General features: G+C 43.1%; 17 protein-coding genes. 10 read left to right on the top strand and 7 right to left on the bottom strand.

Translation table 11 applies throughout. The features are described 5' to 3' along the window. The first annotated feature begins 185 nt into the window (after nucleotides 1–185). The 5 genes from F6K46_RS16735 to guaA all read left to right on the top strand — a co-directional run bounded on the left by F6K46_RS16735 (nucleotide 186) and on the right by guaA (nucleotide 4759). The gene (locus F6K46_RS16735; RefSeq protein ID WP_293060029.1) at nucleotides 186–1091 is read left to right on the top strand and encodes an alpha/beta hydrolase; all 906 of its coding nucleotides are present in this window, start codon (nucleotides 186–188) and stop codon (nucleotides 1089–1091) included. A 69-nt stretch (nucleotides 1092–1160) separates the two neighbouring features. Beyond that, on the top strand, nucleotides 1161–1301 hold the full coding sequence (locus F6K46_RS16730) for a hypothetical protein (protein ID WP_293060026.1): 141 nt from the start codon (nucleotides 1161–1163) through the stop codon (nucleotides 1299–1301). 238 nt (nucleotides 1302–1539) lie between these two features. After that, the gene (gene cbiD, locus F6K46_RS16725; RefSeq protein ID WP_293060023.1) at nucleotides 1540–2685 is read left to right on the top strand and encodes a cobalt-precorrin-5B (C(1))-methyltransferase CbiD; all 1146 of its coding nucleotides are present in this window, start codon (nucleotides 1540–1542) and stop codon (nucleotides 2683–2685) included. A gap of 130 nt (nucleotides 2686–2815) precedes the next feature. Beyond that, the gene (locus F6K46_RS16720; protein WP_293060020.1) at nucleotides 2816–2953 is read left to right on the top strand and encodes a hypothetical protein; all 138 of its coding nucleotides are present in this window, start codon (nucleotides 2816–2818) and stop codon (nucleotides 2951–2953) included. 162 nt (nucleotides 2954–3115) lie between these two features. Continuing rightward, nucleotides 3116–4759, top strand: a complete 1644-nt coding sequence (gene guaA / locus F6K46_RS16715) for a glutamine-hydrolyzing GMP synthase (RefSeq protein ID WP_366510725.1) — start codon at nucleotides 3116–3118, stop codon at nucleotides 4757–4759. Between the two features lie 301 nt (nucleotides 4760–5060). Here guaA and F6K46_RS16710 read toward each other — a convergent pair whose 3' ends face one another. Beyond that, entirely contained in the window at nucleotides 5061–5774 is a 714-nt protein-coding gene (locus F6K46_RS16710; RefSeq protein ID WP_293060017.1) for a choice-of-anchor E domain-containing protein, read from the bottom strand. A 1647-nt stretch (nucleotides 5775–7421) separates the two neighbouring features. Here F6K46_RS16710 and F6K46_RS16705 point away from each other — a divergent pair. Continuing rightward, nucleotides 7422–7556, top strand: coding sequence for a hypothetical protein (locus F6K46_RS16705; RefSeq protein WP_293060014.1), 135 nt, complete (start codon nucleotides 7422–7424; stop codon nucleotides 7554–7556). A gap of 705 nt (nucleotides 7557–8261) precedes the next feature. Here F6K46_RS16705 and F6K46_RS16700 read toward each other — a convergent pair. The 3 genes from F6K46_RS16700 to F6K46_RS16690 all read right to left on the bottom strand — a co-directional run bounded on the left by F6K46_RS16700 (nucleotide 8262) and on the right by F6K46_RS16690 (nucleotide 10855). Continuing rightward, nucleotides 8262–8954, bottom strand: a complete 693-nt coding sequence (locus F6K46_RS16700; RefSeq protein WP_293060009.1) for a PilZ domain-containing protein — start codon at nucleotides 8952–8954, stop codon at nucleotides 8262–8264. A gap of 189 nt (nucleotides 8955–9143) precedes the next feature. Next, entirely contained in the window at nucleotides 9144–9356 is a 213-nt protein-coding gene (locus F6K46_RS16695; RefSeq protein WP_070395443.1) for a HetP family heterocyst commitment protein, read from the bottom strand. A 1043-nt stretch (nucleotides 9357–10399) separates the two neighbouring features. Beyond that, nucleotides 10400–10855, bottom strand: a complete 456-nt coding sequence (locus F6K46_RS16690) for a PilZ domain-containing protein (protein ID WP_075903951.1) — start codon at nucleotides 10853–10855, stop codon at nucleotides 10400–10402. Here F6K46_RS16690 and F6K46_RS16685 point away from each other — a divergent pair. The 4 genes from F6K46_RS16685 to F6K46_RS16670 all read left to right on the top strand — a co-directional run bounded on the left by F6K46_RS16685 (nucleotide 10854) and on the right by F6K46_RS16670 (nucleotide 13022). After that, entirely contained in the window at nucleotides 10854–11042 is a 189-nt protein-coding gene (locus F6K46_RS16685; protein WP_293060004.1) for a hypothetical protein, read from the top strand. The genes F6K46_RS16690 and F6K46_RS16685 overlap by 2 nt on opposite strands. Before the next feature lie 215 nt (nucleotides 11043–11257). Next, the gene (gene hemJ / locus F6K46_RS16680; RefSeq protein WP_075903953.1) at nucleotides 11258–11839 is read left to right on the top strand and encodes a protoporphyrinogen oxidase HemJ; all 582 of its coding nucleotides are present in this window, start codon (nucleotides 11258–11260) and stop codon (nucleotides 11837–11839) included. A 224-nt stretch (nucleotides 11840–12063) separates the two neighbouring features. Further along, nucleotides 12064–12411 carry a hypothetical protein gene (locus F6K46_RS16675; protein ID WP_075903956.1) on the top strand — a complete coding sequence of 116 codons (348 nt, stop codon included), beginning with the start codon at nucleotides 12064–12066 and terminating at the stop codon, nucleotides 12409–12411. Between the two features lie 218 nt (nucleotides 12412–12629). Beyond that, nucleotides 12630–13022, top strand: coding sequence for a hypothetical protein (locus F6K46_RS16670; RefSeq protein ID WP_075903958.1), 393 nt, complete (start codon nucleotides 12630–12632; stop codon nucleotides 13020–13022). A gap of 373 nt (nucleotides 13023–13395) precedes the next feature. On the opposite strand, the gene F6K46_RS16665 is transcribed toward F6K46_RS16670, so the two are convergent. The 3 genes from F6K46_RS16665 to rbfA form a co-directional block, all read right to left on the bottom strand. Further along, nucleotides 13396–13638 (bottom strand): DUF4327 family protein, encoded by a 243-nt coding sequence (locus F6K46_RS16665; RefSeq protein WP_070395448.1) that lies wholly within the window; start codon nucleotides 13636–13638, stop codon nucleotides 13396–13398. A 761-nt stretch (nucleotides 13639–14399) separates the two neighbouring features. Continuing rightward, on the bottom strand, nucleotides 14400–16160 hold the full coding sequence (locus F6K46_RS16660) for a glycoside hydrolase family 3 N-terminal domain-containing protein (RefSeq protein WP_075903961.1): 1761 nt from the start codon (nucleotides 16158–16160) through the stop codon (nucleotides 14400–14402). Then, a complete protein-coding gene (gene rbfA, locus F6K46_RS16655; RefSeq protein ID WP_075903963.1) occupies nucleotides 16157–16555 on the bottom strand; it encodes a 30S ribosome-binding factor RbfA in 399 nt (132 codons plus the stop codon). Before rbfA ends, F6K46_RS16660 begins: the two co-directional genes overlap by 4 nt. Nucleotides 16556–16578: the final 23 nt, after the last annotated feature.

Raw genomic sequence — 16578 nt, 5'->3', positions numbered from 1 at the left:
CTTGTAGCTAATGCTATGCAGCATCTCTTTCCAAGAATCCAGTGATACTGCAACGGTTAGGGTGCATTCCTTTTCTTGGAAAGCCTATTATGTGACCCTCAAGGGATTGTCACAATTACTGACTCATGGTTTACTCCCCTACCTAAAATCGAGAAGAAACTACCAGTATCCTAGATTTAGGGGCAATGACCGATAAACCAGATTTTCTTCTATACGCACAACACGGATGGGCGGATACCTCTAAAGCGATGGCAAGCCTTGCCCAATCCATAGCCACATCCCGCACTGCCATCATTGCTCCCGATCTCGGTTGGTTCAAAACCTGGCTCTGGATAGAACCCCTAATCAACCAACTCGAACACATCGTCTTAGATACCATTGTCACATATCCCCAAACACCAATCCGAATTATTGCTCATTCCATGGGTGGCTTAATTTGGCTAGAACTCCTCAGTCGTCACCAAGACTGGTGGTCACAAGTAGAATCCTTAGTGTTGATTGGTTCTCCTATTGGTGGTGCAGATCTAGCTAGAATTATTGACCCCTTGGGCATTGGTATTGGTATCGCAAAGGATTTAGGTATCAACCGCCGACAACTAGCAGAGTCCATTGGCGCAGTGATTCCCACATTAGTAATAGCTGGTGATAGTGATCACGGTAGCGACGGTACGATTACAATACAGACAACCAAGTTTTCTCCTAGTCAATTCGTTTGTTTACCTAATCTGCGTCATGCTGCTCTGAAAAATCATCCGTTAGTCGCAGCAGAAATCCAGAAATTTTGGGCGAATCCAGTTATCACAAAATCTCCTCCACCAGGAGACTTTATTACTAGCTTAATTCAACAATTACACTCAGTCCCAGGTATGACCGATGGTCATGGTCGAAATTTTCACCGAGCCAAGACCTATATAACATTTAAAAATGGCATTTCCATTCGGACTTGGAAGAATCCTTTACTAATACACCATGTATTTGTAGCTAGCCCTGAAGGAGACTGTCTCTACAGTGGTTTTGTAGGTTGGATACATACTCAAGCCTTATATCAAACCCTTGAGAATATAGCAAAGGGAGTAGGGAGTAGGGAGTAGGGAGTAGGGAGTAGGGAGTGGGTGCATCTTTTTATTATAAATCTATTAACTAAAGGAAGTGTGGGCACGGTGGGGAGATGGGGAGATGGGGAGATGGGGGAGATGGGGGAGATTTGTATCAAGGGTAATTGTCATAATATGATATTAGCATTCTATATTAGCATTCTCTTGCGGAAGATTGTTTTTGCCTGCATTGAGATTCACCCGTAGGGAATAGGGAATATGGCATCACAAATTATCACAATTCCTACACGGATTAGTATTGTTAATTTAAACTTGAAAAAACTAATTAAAAAATCCCTAGCAAATCAAACTTTACCGGAAATAATGTATTACCGAACTATCTTGAAAAAGCTATAGTTGGTAATTTGTAGTTACCGATTACGGTAACTACAAATTACCAATTAGACAATGAAGAACTAAGCGTCCGCAAATTTCACCTGTTTAGATGACGACCTCCCTACCTCAATCTGGATATACCTTACCTGTATTCGCCTGTGCCTCAGCAATAGCCGCCCTCCATCAGTTACGCAACGGCCAACCCTTGGAAACGGTATCAGTGGACTTAATTAACCCTCCTGAAACCGCAGACATTCCCATTGAGCAAGTGGCTAGGATTCGAGAAGGGGTAGCGCTAGCTATCACTCACTCTAACCCTGGTGATAACCTTGACCTTACCCGTAATACCCCGATTTGGGCAGTCGTAGAATGGGGTTCCTCGGAGCAAACTGAATCGATACAGTTATTAGGGGGTGAAGGAATTGGACGACAAATCAATGCCGGAGGGAAACCAGCCATCTATGCTTACGCTAAGAAACTATTGCACCATAACTTGAGTTGTCTGCTAGTAGCGCCAGAGAAAATTCAGGTGACGATTATCTTGCCGGAAGGGCGGAAGTTGGCACAGCGTACTTCTAATTCTGCCTTTGGTGTAGTAGAAGGACTTTCCCTACTAGGAACTACTGGCATTTCCCAGCCTCTGAGTGCTCCTGGTCAATTAGCTGCTTACCAGGAGGAATTAAAAGCAAAAGCCAGCAAATTGCTAAAAGAGCAATCCTCCTCACATTCATCAACACTAGTGTTCTGTGTGGGAGAAAATGGCTTAGATTTGGCGCGAGGCTTGGGGATTAATCCCGAGCGGCTGGTTAAAACAGCTAATTGGCTTGGACCATTGTTGGTAGCAGCTGGATACTGCCAGGTGCCAGAAATTTTGTTATTTGGCTATCATGGTAAGTTAATTAAACTGGCAGGAGGAATTTTTCATACTCACCACCACCTAGCTGATGGACGACTGGAAATTATCACCGCTCACTGTGCGCAGTTAGGAGTACCAACCCCACTGATCAGGCAAGTATTTGGCAGTCAAACCACTGAAGCTGCTCTCAATTGTCTGCGTCAATGGGATCAGACTCAGGGCACTGATTGGGTAAATCAGGTTTATCATGCGATCGCATTAACCATTGACCAACGCTGCTTTGACTACATCCGCAAACACAGTGAGCACCATATCCAGGTCGGCTCTGTATTGTTCGATCGCGATCGCAAAATTATTGTTACCAGTCCCACAGGTTGCACATTAATTTCAAATTTGTGATAAATTTTTATAAATCTTAATACATTGGCGGGCGGATCTTGTAGCCGAACCCAATGTATGATAAATTAACTTGATTATCAGCTGAAACTTCGCATTTCAGGACATATAGACTGAAACCCTGAAAAATCTCATGACTAGAAGTCACGAGAGTGTCAACAGACATACCACTGCCAGGCAGGTCTATGAAGTGCGTGTGGGAGTGGAAACTGACATAACCGTAAACAGATTGAGTTCTGTATCGTCGATGAGAGTCTACGACTCAGACTAACTGGTTAATGCCAGCGCTACCATCCACATCAAAGTGTTGGGGCGTTGAAGGATTAATTTACGGAAACCATCAGCTTTCAACCTATCTGTTCATAGCAATCAATTTATGCTGCCAAGAAGAACACCTAGGCAGCGACCTGTTCGTACATTCACACAACTAAACATGACGAACACAGCAGTAACCCTAAGGACCAACAAACTATCTTACCAGAAAGAGGCATTGGCTGTAGCCTCTCTAGCAGAGCAGTTGAATCGCCAGATGATTGTGATTCTGGACTTCGGCTCTCAATACTCGGAACTGATTGCTCGTCGCATTCGCGAGACTAACGTTTACTCCGAGGTGCTATCCTATCAGACCACAGCTGAACAGCTACAGCAGCTTCATCCCAAGGGCATCATTCTATCTGGAGGCCCCAATTCCGTCTATGACGATGGTGCTCCCCTATGTGACCCAGAAATTTGGAATCTAGGTATACCCGTGCTAGGGGTTTGCTATGGGATGCAGTTGATGGTGCAACAACTAGGTGGAACAGTTACCAGGGCAAAAAAAGCTGAGTATGGTAAAGCCGCCTTACTAATTGATCACCCCACTGACTTACTGAGCAATGTGCGAGACCACTCAACCATGTGGATGAGCCACGGGGATTCCTGTGTGACTTTGCCAGATGGGTTTGAAGTCCTTGCCCATACTCAGAATACCCCTTGTGCGACCATCGCTAACTATCAGAAAAAACTTTATGGCGTGCAATTCCATCCAGAGGTTGTGCATTCAACCGATGGTCTTGCCCTAATCCGTAACTTTGTTTACAACATCTGCGAGTGTGAACCCACTTGGACCACTGCTGCTTTTATCGAGGAAGCGATTCGAGAAGTGCGTGCCAAGGTAGGGGACAAACGGGTTCTGCTGGCTCTGTCTGGTGGAGTAGATTCCTCTACCCTTGCTTTCTTACTCCATCGCGCCATTGGGGATAAACTAACTTGTATGTTTATTGACCAAGGCTTCATGCGCAAAGGGGAACCAGAGCAGTTGGTGAAGCTATTTGAGGAAGAATTTTGTATTCGAGTAGAGTATGTGAACGCTCGCGATCGCTTTTTGGCTCGCCTTGCTGGTGTCACTGACCCAGAAGAAAAGCGTCGCCGCATCGGTCACGAATTCATTCGCGTCTTTGAAGAAGAATCCCAGCGTCTTGGTCCATTTGATTATTTAGCTCAGGGTACCCTCTATCCCGATGTGATTGAATCAGCCCATACTAACGTTGATCCCAAAACCGGTGAGCGGGTAGCTGTGAAAATCAAGAGCCATCACAATGTCGGAGGCTTACCTAAAAACCTGCGCTTCAAGTTGGTAGAACCATTACGCAAGCTATTTAAAGACGAAGTGCGCCAACTCGGTCGTGACCTCCACTTGCCAGAAGCGATTGTGCGCCGACATCCCTTCCCCGGACCAGGGTTGGCGATTCGCATCATTGGTGAAGTGACCCCAGAACGGTTGAATATTCTGCGAGATGCTGATTTCATCGTTCGAGATGAAATTCGCCGACAGGGGATGTATAACGACTTTTGGCAAGCCTTTGCCGTATTGCTCCCAATACGCAGTGTCGGAGTAATGGGGGACAAGCGCACTTACGCTCATCCGATTGTATTGCGCTTTGTTTCCAGTGAAGATGGTATGACCGCTGACTGGTCACGAGTACCTTATGACTTACTTGAAACTATTTCCAACCGGATTGTTAATGAAGTCAAGGGAGTTAATCGGGTAGTCTATGATATTACCTCTAAACCTCCTGGAACCATAGAGTGGGAATAGTTTCTTCAAAGGGTGATTAGTGATTAGTGATTAGTGATTAGTGATTAGTGATTAGTGATTAGTGATTAGCCATTGTTCATTGGTCAGATGACGTAAGCTATCAGCCGTCAGCGCTCAGCCAAAGGCTGATAGCTGATAGCTGATAGCTGAACGCGCACGCGTGCGTGGCACAGGCTTCTAGCCTGTGATAAGTGCGCATATGCTTACCAGATGACTAATCACTAAACAATATAAAACCGAAGTTTCCAGTTCAGTGAAACTTCGGTCGATACACTATGGCAAAAGCAATATTAAATAATTTTCAACTCTTCCTAGTTCGTTTGGTTTGTGTCAACAACCCCAGTCCTACCAAACCAAGAGCGATAACACTGGTAGGTTCTGGCACCGACTGGTAGTCGTAGGTCAATGTAACTTCCCCTGCTACCTGTGTCTGGAACCCAGAAAGCAAATTGCCCGCACCCGTTACTGTGGAAGTACCAAGCGCTTTGAATATAAAGTCCTGGTCTCCAGATCCTAAAAAGTAACTCAACTCAGAGTCCCCAGACATAAACGTATTACTTGTGCTATCCGAAGCGGTACGCTCAGGCAATGTGACTCCAGAAGATCCTGCGAAATCAAGTACACCGTCATAGCTAGAGAGACCAACCTGTTCTGAAACTAGGGGCTTCACTTCAACTAGGGTAATATCAGGTTCACTCAAGATTAAGGCAATTTTAGATGCCAGATCCAAGGTTACTGTACTTGGAGCGCCTTCCTGGCTTTCCGCACGGGCATTTCCCTTGACAAATCCGATCAGGTCAATCGTGACACTTTCGAGAGTCCCCAAAGCCTCATCGAATTTGGGGAGAATGAAAGATTTATCAACAGTTGTCGGTCGCCATTCAATGGTCTGAGTATGGGTGATACTAGCTGCATTAGCTGCACCAGTAGTCGCCAGCATACCAACCAAAGTAGTCGCAGTAGTTGCTAGAAATACGTTCAGACGGGAATAGGTCTTTGCTATGGATTGAGTCATGGTACTAACGAGTGATTAAGGTCTTCTGGTCATATCTCCGTAAAAGTCACTCCAACTTCGCATTTAGGTGGAGAGCTAATTTGTGTCTCTTTGAGCTAAGCAACTCTAGCGATGGCATAAATTGCCTGATTTCCGACAAAAATCCTAAAATTTAGGAATTACCACCAGTTTTACGGGTTTGTCAGTATAGATGCGGTTAAGCGGTTAAGTAGTAGAATAAAATTAAAGTAAACTGTTAAGAAAAGGAACCTTCGGACAAGGCAACACGAAACAGAGAGGGATTCAATGCCTTGACAATTGTTGACAACGTTAACTTTATTTATTTTCAGGTACTTACCACTGGGACTGGGTTGAGCTTGCAAAACCAGCTCAACAAACTTCTAAAAGCTGACCATAATAGTGATGCAATTGGAAGAGCAAACTGTGGTTTTATGGGATAGCCATAGGGTTGTTCATGGTGGCTCAATCAGTCAATTACAATTTTTTTTGGCTATAAACTTATCCTAGGAACCTCGTGTTTTTCATCAGGTTTAAATTAAGCTTAAAATGTATTTTTAATGTAGATTTTTTGTATAAATACTTTTTGTACAAAATCCGTATTTATAATCCCTTTATTTTTAGGGCTATAACTTTAAATCTTATTCATAAAGTAAACCTGATCCCAATTTGATTTATTCGAGCTACAGATGGTGAGGAGGTTACAGGTTACAGGTTACAGGTTATAGGTTACAGGTTACAGGTTACAGGTTACAGGTTACAGGTTACAGGTTACAGGTTACAGGTTACAGGTTACAGGTTACAGGTTATAGGTTACAGGTTACAGGTTGCCGGTTATAGGTTATAGGTTACAGGCTGGTTGACTGACAAAACATTTCAGATCGACTGCTCAATAAGGGTTTCAGCATTCTCCGAGCGAACCCGGCGAAGCCCAATAGTTGCAAGGTTTGAAGGCAAATGATCAAGCTGAAAATCTGAAGCCCAAAACGATCAATGCATAAGTGCATTTCCTGTAAGACCTAGAACCTTTGTCTATAGAGAGTTTTAGGGCTTCGCTCGCAAACTTTTGTCAGTCAACCAGGGTTACAGGTTATATCAAATCTGATAGCATCGGAATTGTTTACAACTTGCATTTGTCTCAATTAACTCTCTTCCCATCCGCCCATCTCTCCATCAATGTTTACAATTAATATGTAAACCGAAACGCTATTACCAGGTTACTAGGTTGCTAGGTTAAAAGTTATCTTCTGAATCTTGGCCTTAAGGCCGTAGGCCACGCTGCGCGAACGGCCACGGTACGCGAACAAGCAAATAAGCTTCAACCTGGAATTTATACCTGGTGTGTTCATGTTCAAGTATGGGTCAATAGTTAACTGATTATTTTTTATTTATAGGAATTTGTAGATAAGTTAATTATTAAAATGGGGTGAAAAAGATAAAGTCCACTTCTTAATTGGCAAGAATAAATAAATTAGTTTAGATGCCAACTGCTCTATTCCCAGATCCGCTGGGGAGCAGGTCTTGCAATGCTTAAACATTAGTACTATTTTCCAGTAGAGCAAGCAATTACCCATGAGGGGGCTATAGATAATGTACAAATATTCATCCAGGACTAGCTCCCCTGATGACCTATTACCTATTACCGTCTTGATGCAAAGCGCGAGTGGGGGAAACCACGGCAGTTGCTCATGGTTTGTTCGCGTTCGCCTTTGGCGTGGCCTACGGCCAAGCGTGGCCTACGGCCAAGTTACCGTAAGACAGTTGAGCCTTGTCTTGATGCAATAGCGAGTGGTTTGAATTTACCGTAAGACAGTTGAGCCTTAATCCATAAGTTTTACCCCTTTTCTGCATAGCCGAACAACCATAAAGGCGAGCCTGTCTAAGGTTTGGTCTCCGGGGGAAACCACGGCAGTTGCTCATGGGGGAAACCCCCAAGACCGCACTGCCTCCCCAAGACCGCGCAAATCACGCTAATCAATAAGTTTTAACCCTTTTCTGCATAACCTACCAACCATAAAGGCTCAACGTAATCAGGTTTCGTCTCCGGGGAACCCCCTTTGGCGGCACTGCCTCCCCAAGACCGCGCAAATCACGCTATTACCCATTACCTATTACCTATTACCTTAGTACTAATGTTGCTGCATAAGTGACATGCTCCCGATCCGCTGTTCCGGTGATCCGCTGTTCCCTGTTCCCTAAAAAATAAATATGTACTTAAAAACTCGCAAACCCCTATACTTTGTAAATTGACTAATTAATACCATTAAGAAATCCCCTACCTGAAGGCAGGGGATTTAACCTAAGTGCTCATATTTATATTGTAGCTAACTAATTAAATTTCATCAATAAAAATACTTATTTTTAATAAAAATAACTGCCATAAAAAAAATTAAAAACAAGGCAAAAAAAACAGAAAGCTTAAAATCATAACCTTACCCCTTAATCTAATCCTGCCACCATAGGGAATTAAGCTAACTTGGTATTACTACTCTAGTCTAGGTCACGACATGGGATCAGAAATGTAGCACCTAATAAGACCAAACTAGCCATCGTTATTGGCTCAGGAGCAGACTCTAAATCATCAACACTCACTAAAGACTGATTAAAGTGAAATCCAATCGGATGCTGCCTAGGAGATTGCTGCCAGCTGAAGCTAGCTTCATCAGTGAGATTTTGACTTGCTACCCAAGAGATACGATCATTAAGACCCTCCAGCAAAATACTGAGAATAGTTCCTGGTGCAACGGTTTGACTACTAGCTAACTGAGCAAGTGCAGAAACTATACAGGCAGCAGCAGCAAACGTTTTCAGTAATACTTTGAACTGAAAGTGATTGCTGAAGATAAGTTGTTTCCGTTCTAATAGTGTATTAAGCTTGACTGGTGAGATATCTAAAAACGTCAATCCTGCTTCATATTTAGCTGGTGAATCTAAAGCAATTTCCCTTTGCCAGGCAATTTTAACCATAGAAGTAGCTGTGTAACTTATGCCTGGTAAGCAGAACTTAATTTTTTTATGTTCCCCAGTTTTTAAGGGTTTGTTAATGTAAATTTTGCCACCGCCTCGACTCAGATTAACTACTAAATCATTTTGTTCGGAAATCAGTCCTTCTATCTGATAATTTAGTAAGGTTATATGACGTGGAAATTTCCTCCGATCTTTAAGTAGATGAGTGTTAGTCAAATTAATCTCCTGAAAGATAGGTATTAGGATTTTTGTTTTAGGAGTTAGGGGTTTGGTGTTTGGTGTTTGGTGTTTGGTTAATGAGTAATGGTTTTAGGACTTAATGCCTGGGTTAATACCTAAGATCTAAAGTTCACAGCCTAGGGCCTAGGATTTTTGAGTAATTTCTTATTGTGCTTGTCTTGATGATTAACACCTGTTGAGTATTTTTGATGGTTGAGAGGATGAGGTTTTATTCCGATTACCTAAGTTATAGTTTTGTTTGATTAACCGATTGTAAGTTCGATAGGGCATATATTGCAAAGGATTGTAGCCAGAAAACCGTAATATCAATACACAAGCCCAGGAATACTTGCCAGAAATTATTGCTTCTATAACTTGATTTAATTGTTCAGTACTCATAAATCTATATAAAGGTAGATGCAACTAAGCAAAGGGTTTAATTCACTGTAACAACTCCTAAGCAACTTGTGCTAGGTGAAGTTCTGAAATGATAGCAGATGGTAAGATTACCGATCCTGCTGTGTATAAATCTATTCTTTAGACCATAGGTTTACGTTTAGGTTTGCGTTCAGGTTTGATTTAGTATGATTTCTGTATATTTATGTATACTTTTTTTTTGAGGTATATGAGCATTCAAAAAATGTTATACTTGATCATTAACAACGAAAAAAAAAGCACAGTAAAACTGCCATTAACCTTGACATAGTCCATGGCAGTTAACTTATTGGATATCACTGATTAAGAGCTCTTCTGTAGATAGTCTGCTCAATAACCCCCAATTGCTTATCGCCTTACTGGGCAAAAATTTGACTTTATCAACAGATTTTTTACTCTGAAAGCAATGCCCAGTAAATATTTGGTCACCAATTAACTAAATTAAACGCATAAACTTGTGAATAATAACCTTATTAAGTTGTAAATATTAGTTGAATTTAGTGGGCTTATCTACGTCAATCGTTTTAATAACCACAAGCTGGTTTGTGTTCCTTGACATTAAGTTGATCAGTATAATTTGATCAGTATAAATAACTAATCAGATAATTCTAATTTCTGTGTACGCTTGTTATAAATACATACTGTTTCGTAGTAATCGCTAATCGGTAATTCCTTGGTCAATTCCCAATTACCTTCTTCCCAATTACCAGTCAATCATCTTTAGCCTTAATAACTGAAAATGGTCTAATAGTTAAGATTGACTGTCCTTGATGTTCACTCCTGATGAGCACGTTGACAAAGCGATGCAGTCGCTCATAGGGGGGACTTCAATGAGCGACTGCATAAAGACATGAACTATATTTGATTGCAACTTATACCAAGTTTACTTAAAATTAATACTTAAAATTAATCAGTAGTAACTGCTTACCCTATTAATCATTAATCCCATCACCCGTCATCTGTTAAAAGGGTAATATCTTTTCTGGAAGCGCAACTTAGTCTGAGGATTAGGTATAGCAGGTGTTAGAAGTCTTAGCCGGATAATTTCTTAGTAACTTATTCAGCTGAAGTTGAGGCGTTGAAATAGGTGTTGCTGGCAGACCCAACAGACAATCTATATTGTCTGGTGAGACTGTTACAAACTCTAAACCAGCTCTATAGTTTCCTAGAGAATTTCCTTTAGATCCTTTGCACCACATGACTTTAACTGTAGCAGTAACTGTGTGATTTTGTGGCAAGAAAAACTGTATTTTTATAACTTGACCGACTGGGATAGGTTTTTCACTGCAAATGCTGCAACCTCCTCTACTAATATTAACGACTGGCTGACGAGCTGAGAGGAGACCAGCCAATCGATAAGAAATAGAGGTTTGTTGGCGAGGTGATCTTCTTTTTTCTCGCATGCTGCTGGCATTAATCATATGCTTGACATTGGTTAAGTAAAACGTTTCCCTGTCAGCCATGCAAAGCGCGAGTGGGGGTTTACCCCAAGACCGTAATGGTGTGCTTACAGTCGTCGAATTAAATTCGCCACGGGTCGCACCTCTGCATCGCTTTTTATTTGTCCATTGTCTCAACCCCAGGTTTACGCTATGGTTCATCTATCTGTTTGACTCTGTATGGTTTTTGTATGAGTTAAAGAAGACATGAGATAATCGTAAGCATTTAGCGATCAGCTCTGGTCTACTAAGCTTTTGAAGCAAGGAAAACTTAGGCATTTGGCTCAGGACCGTGAGTATATGATTATTCGTGGGACTTCCCTCAAGAACCTGATAACTGATACGCGACAAGCGCTATAGCTGAAGTCAGGAGGCTAGACACTGCTGAGCTGCATGACGCTGTTGTAATAATGGAGGACACAATCTATGGCTTATTTCTGGTTCAAGGCGTTTCACTTGATTGGTGTAGTGGTTTGGTTTGCCGGTCTGTTTTATCTGGTGCGTCTGTTTGTCTATCATGCAGAGGCTTCACAAGAGCCCGAACCTGCCCAAACCATTCTCAAAAATCAGTATGAGATTATGGAAAAACGTCTCTATCACATAATTACTACCCCAGGTATGGTGGTAACGGTAGCGATGGCAATTGGTTTACTGCTAACAGAACCAGAAGTGCTCAAGCAAGGTTGGTTACATATCAAGCTGGCTTTTGTAGCCCTTTTACTGGTCTATCATTTCTATTGCGGTAGGATTATGCGACGGCTGGCTGCCAATGAATGCAGTTGGACTGGTCAGCAGTTTCGTGCTCTCAATGAGGCACCTACTGTCTTGCTGATGGTAATTGTTTTACTGGCAGTGTTTAAGAACAGTTTGCCTACAGATATTACCTCTTGGTTAATTCTTGCGATGATTATAGTAATGGCTGCCTCAATTCAGCTGTATGCCAAAAAGCGGAAGCGGGACAAAGAGAAAAGCTTGGCTACCACGTCCCAAGCAGAGCCTCAGCTTTGATTATCAACTTTGATTAATAGTCATTGGGGACCGATGTTAGTCCCCAAAGGAAAGTATAATCCCAATAGGAAAGTATAATAAGGGCTTAATCTTTTTGCCCTTGAAGTTAACCGTTGACCGTTGACGTGAACTGCATCGCCTGGGTAGAATGTTTCGTTTATTTTTCCCGACTTAACTTATCAACAACGATTAACAAACAATCGATAACATCTCAGATTTGCCTTATGTCCGCTATACCACTTAAATTAAATCTTAATGATGGTTCGGTGTCTTTTCCATTCACCGCCGATGCTGCCAAAAAATTGCAAGGTGAGCTTTACCAACTGATGCAGAGTCTGAAAGCTGCTGCTCAGGTATCTAGTGGTGGTAGACCCAAGCCTCAAAAACCGATGGAGTACCAATTTACTGGGGATGTCTTTCTTGAGATTTTCTGCAATCCCAATATCTATCCTTCTCCATTTGCGGCTATTGTCTTAATTACTCTCAGAGATGATCGCATCCGCTTGAGTACGGAAGCTGAACTGACTCGTGTGGTAGAAGATGTTAACCTGTATTTGGAACAAGTCAGCTGAAGGCTTGGGTGTCATTTCCAGCAACTGTTGTCGTGTCAGATCCTGCCTAATGTCTCTCAAGAAACTAAGGTCAGAGGCAACAGGCGGGTCAGAGGCAACAGGGGGAGATGGTTAAGATGGGGAAGAATTTGTTAACCGTTTCGGCTCTTCCATAGCAGATGAACTGCACGTCCGTGGGACGTTCTTAAGAAAAAATTTATGGGAAATCGTTAGTATAAATGAACTCCAACAATCTCCTGGAATTACTGCAAACTGGGTTTCGCGCCTCCTTGGGGGCAACAGCCTCTTTCGTTGAAACCCTGCAAGACCCTGACAAGCGTGAAGAAAGTCTGGCTCAGTTTCAGTCAGATTTCAATCAACAGATGACTGAGTGGGCGGAAAAAGGAGAGACTACTGAACTTGAAGCCCGACGTTTTATTGAGCAGATGTGGAATCAACCAGGTAATTCCGTGGATCCACCGACAACAGGTACCTCCAGTGATCCTACTGCACCATCATCTAACAATCCTGTTCAGTCCAATGCACAGGATGATATTGAGGAACTGACAACACAACTTGCTGATCTTCGTAAGGAGTTAGAGGAGTTGCGTAAATCAGACAGTAATAGTTAGATTTACGCGGAGCGTGAAAAAACTCAGGTCTGAGTGGGAGACTAGAGCGGGAGCCTAATAGGCAAGAAATCAAGCACGGGAAACAGAAACTCCGCTCAATCTCTGACATTTCTGTTCCCATAAACATGGATTTACCCACTCAGCGCTGAGATACCATCAACTCAAGGCTTTTTACTAAAAATGGCAGCTTTGTTACTCCCCAACACCATTCCCTGAAGTTTGCTGAGATCTACTCAACCGCTGACGGTTGCCCAACCAATCCGGTAAGTCACTATAGCCTTTATCGGTGGCATTGATGGGGTTTTGCTGGTTACCGACTTGATCGCACTTTTTTGTCTAAGGATCAGCTTCTATGCTGTGTCACTGAGGTCCCTTAGTCATTTTCCCATTGTTGAGAACCGATCAGGTCAGCAATGCGGTCTCTTAGCAGGAATTCGCACTGCTCTAGCTCACACTCCACACACAGCCATTCTCGAGCTGGAATATATTGGCAAAGAACGTAAATGGGCTGTTGACGACTGACAAATCCTTTATCCACCAAGCGACGTGCTTCGTCTTGGATCACATCGATTGAGTAACGGATAGAAGGGGTAGATGGCACTGTGTTAACACTCATGGATATCTTATCAGCTTGATCTAAAAAACGGGGATACGATTATATTAATCCAAATTTATTTACTGTGAACTAAAATTATTTCAGTATAAGAAGTTACCATTGACCAAGATTTGTTGATAAGGATCTTCAAATACCTTGGGCAAGTTGTCAAAGTCTAACCCATGCTCAGCTAAAATGCCTACTGGGTTATGACTGAGCCATTGGTCATTGGCTGTAGGAGCTACCTTCCTCTCAAACCCCCTGTCTCTCTATGGACCACCTGGCTGTCAAACCTGTCTGCATTGGTTAAGTAATCACAATATCGGATATATTTTAGAGACTGTTTGTTAAATAAAGCTTAAATGGGTGGGATAGGGGGCGAGTGCTGTAGCGATCCGACCCCGGTCGGGTTTCCCGACAAGCGTGAACGCGCACCAAGATAAAAGCTCATCTTATAACAGAGCTGTCCACCGTAACCCACCCATTTTCATTACTCTAGCTGTATTAAGATTTACTTTATAAATAGTCTTTTATAAAGAGTCTCTCAATAATCAGGGAATAGGGGATAGGAGTAAAGCTGGAATTCTCGGTGTTTTTTGAGATTGGATTGGGTATTTTGTCAACTCCTATTAATTGACCAGAGGTATATGCTTCTGTTATAATATCGGTTTTATTAAAAAAAATATTTACTATAGGTCTTGCAGTAGTTCATATCCATCTTCTCCTCTAATCAAGCTGTAGAGGGGCAAATTAGCAGAAATTAGCTTAAAACTCCCTAAAAATTAAATAAATCTCACAAAAGTATCTATTGTTGGGCTTTCCGGTAACAATGCTTTAAGAGCGATCGCTTGAGCTGCTGGCATCTGCCCGTAAGAAAATACATATGGTGTTTCCGGTGGCAACTCTGGAAGGAACTGCTCTAACACATAAGGACTACCGTAAATCACGAGAGCTTGTAAATCCCCAGTTTTCAACAACATCTTAAGCCATGCCCTAGCTACTGCTGTCAATCCAGCACTACCCCGAAACGGGTTACCTCGGATAAATAGCTGTAGCAGAGTAGTTTTAGCACCAACAAAATTATCTACTACTTCCGAAGGTAGGGTAGTGTGACTATCAACCAGTTGGAGTTTGTAACCCAGCCTTCTTGGTAAAGCGACTGCTGGTGTGTGCTGCCCCAAAAAGTCACAAGCTAAGAGATCATCGACCAAAATTAGATTACGTAACGGTTGATTACTGCTGCTGGGTATTGATGATAAAGCTAGAAAACCTCTAGTTATCTGGGAAGCTTGGAGAATATCGGCTACAGTCGTGATTGTGGTTGGTTGAGCTAGTTGCGACAGCCAATTGGGGTTGGGTTGAAATGTTATCGGTTGTTGAGCTGGATCATCGTCTAAGCCCGACTCCAGGACAGGTTGTGAGGGCGGGTTTTGTAGAGATGGTATTTGTTGTGCAGCGGAGTGTTCCTCTAAACCCTCTCTTTGACAGTGATACCCCACTTTGCGTTTGGCACGACTTATCCGCTCTACTGATGCCTGAATCCGCGACCGTGAGATGCGTCCCTGTTCGACTGCTTGACACACTGCCTGAATTGCTGTTTCGGGATTAACCGGCATCAAGAGAATATCAGCACCGGCTTCTACAGCCATGACTGTCGCTTCATCCGCACCATAGCGATTAGCAATTGCCCCCATTACTAGAGCATCTGTCACAATCAGTCCTTCAAATCCCAAGTCTGTGCGCAACAGTTGAGTCAAAATTCGCTCAGACAGGGTGGCGGGGTGTTGGTCATCCCAAGCTGTAATTAGGAGGTGAGCGGTCATGATGGCATCTACCCCAGCAGCGATCGCATTGGTAAAGGGAGGCAATTCAACCGTAGCTAGTCGGGGGGGTGAGTGGGGCAAGACTGGTAAATCCAGATGGGAATCTGTCGCGGTATCCCCATGACCGGGAAAATGCTTGGCAGTGGTTAAGACTGGATACTGTCGGGTTCCTTGGATAAAGGCAGAAGCCAATTGGCTAACGATTTGAGGGTTATCACCAAACGACCGGACATTGATAACAGGATTTTTGGAATTGTTGTTGACATCAACAACTGGTGCCAGGATCCAGTTAATCCCAATGGCCAACGCTTCAGTAGCCGTGATTTCTCCCATGGTACGGACATACTGCAAAGCTGGCTCAGGATCGTTTTGGGCAATCGCTCCCAGTGCCATCGGTGGAGGAAACCAAGTGGCACCGGCAAACCTTTGACCCACACCTTCTTCAATATCAGCAGCTATGAGTAAGGGAATTTTTGCCCACTCTTGGAGTTGTTTCGACCTGAGGGCGAGTTCCACAGCACTCCCGCCTAGTAAAATAACACCCCCAATACCTAACTCTTGCAACCAACGCTGCAATTGCTCGGCTGGGGGTTCCCAAATTGGATACTGAATTTGGTGATCAAATAGGTAGCCGGATGCTCGAACCACTACCATTTGCGCCACCTGTTCTGCTAGGGAAAGGTTATTTAGATCAGGCAGTGACTTTGGGAGAGAATTCAAGCTTGTGCTCCAGAAATATCGTCTTCGAGTTGCTTGCTCTGGCGTTCTTGAGAAAGCTGATTCAGTAAGTTCAGCATCTGATCGCCTCCTTCGAGACCACGGTCTTCAATAAACATCACCTCTGGTGTGCGGCGCAGGCGAATCCGCCGACCTAGTTCTCGACGGACATAACCTGTAGCTGATTTTAATCCAGCCATTGTTTTAGATCTTGCCTCATCAGTGCCATAGATACTGACATAGATCTTAGCGTGCTGCAAGTCGCCAGAGACATCAACGTTGGTAATGCTAACCATCCCACTACCGACCCGGTCATCTTTGATATCGTTAAGCAACATTTGACTAACCTCCTGTTGAATTAGGGAGGAAACCCGATAAACACGGCGATTTGTAGTCATGACGTTCCCTTTGTTAAAGTATG

This window comes from Moorena sp. SIO3E8, from assembly GCF_010692445.1.
Taxonomy (GTDB): Bacteria; Cyanobacteriota; Cyanobacteriia; order Cyanobacteriales; family Coleofasciculaceae; genus Moorena; species Moorena bouillonii.
The sequence above is the reverse complement of the archived record's forward strand: the minus strand, read 5'-3'. Positions and strand labels throughout refer to the sequence as shown.